Source organism: Vibrio sp. 1978 (assembly GCF_033344345.1).
Genome location: NZ_JAWPOP010000828.1, coordinates 1 through 565 on the forward strand (window position 1 = coordinate 1; position 565 = coordinate 565).

Below are 565 nucleotides of genomic sequence, written 5' to 3' on the forward strand. Positions count from 1 at the left end.
AAACTCAATCATGCAGCGATCATCGGTTGCGTCGTATCTGGTTTAACCTTGGGTGCGATTTACGGCCTTATGCCTGTTGAATTGGCGAACCGTAAAATTACCCACCAAGACATTGGTACGCTTATGGCGTTGGTGATCCTTGGCGGTATGTTGGTTCAACCTATGGTGACCACATTAAACAAATACATGAGCCGAACAGTCTTAATGGCGTTCTTCTGTATTTTGGGTATTTTCTCTATCGGTTTGACGTTCATCTCTACGTCTACCGCAGTGTTGGCGGCGTCGCTTTTCCTATTGGGCATGGCCACGTTTGCTCTATATCCAGTGGCAATCAACCTCGGCTGTGAAGGACTTGATGAACGCTTTATTGTCTCTGCAACTCAAGTCATGCTGTTTAGCTACAGCGTAGGCTCAGTAGCAGGCCCAGTGGTCGCAGACAAATTTATGGGCCAAGTACACGGCTTGTTGGGTTACTTGTTTGCGGCTTTGGTAGCGACATGCGTTTACATGTTGCTTGCAGCGAGCAAAACCAAACAGCAAATGGCTGCGGGCCTATAAAGCTAAA

General features: G+C 47.4%; 1 pseudogene. It reads left to right on the forward strand.

Features of this window, described 5'->3' with window-relative positions:
- Positions 1-558: pseudogene (locus R8N49_RS29345) on the forward strand (MFS transporter); the annotation flags it as partial.
- Positions 559-565: the final 7 nt, after the last annotated feature.